The following is a 549-nucleotide window of genomic DNA, read 5'->3' on the forward strand; positions in this document are numbered from 1 at the left end:
GAGAAAAGTTGTTAGAACAAGCTCTTCTTCATGCGGATGAAACCTCTTATCAGGTCTTAGAAAGTGATAGCCATCTGACCTACTATTGGACTTTTTTGTCAGGAAAATCAGAGAAACAAGGGATTAGGCTTTACCACCATGATCAGCGTCGAAGTGGTTCAGTAGTACAAGAATTCCTAGGAGATTATTCTGGCTATGTGCATTGTGACATGTTGCGGCAGTAACTTAGGACTTTAGTACTCTAGTTCTGCCTATGCGATAGCAGTCCAAGATTTAGGAACAAGATGACGCTAAGCTTGGTAAGCTGCGAACCGCTAGAAGCTTATCGTCAACTGGAAGAAGCTGAACTTGTTGGATGTTGGGCGCATGTGAGAAGGAAGTTTTTTGAATCCACCCCCAAGCAAGCAGATAACTCATCCTTAGGAGCTAAAGGTTTAGCTTATTGTGACCAGTTATTTGCCTTGGAAAGAGACTGGGAGGTTTTGCCAGCTGATGAACGACTACAGAAACGTCAAGAAGAGCTCCAACCTCTAATGGAAGACTTCTTTG

Annotated in this window: 1 pseudogene; it reads left to right on the forward strand. The window is 43.2% G+C overall.

Annotated features, from left to right (window positions below):
• A pseudogene (locus HT736_RS11890) lies at positions 1 to 549 on the forward strand (transposase); the annotation flags it as partial.

Source organism: Streptococcus sp. 339, assembly GCF_013277285.1.
Lineage (GTDB): Bacteria > Bacillota > Bacilli > Lactobacillales > Streptococcaceae > Streptococcus > Streptococcus pseudopneumoniae.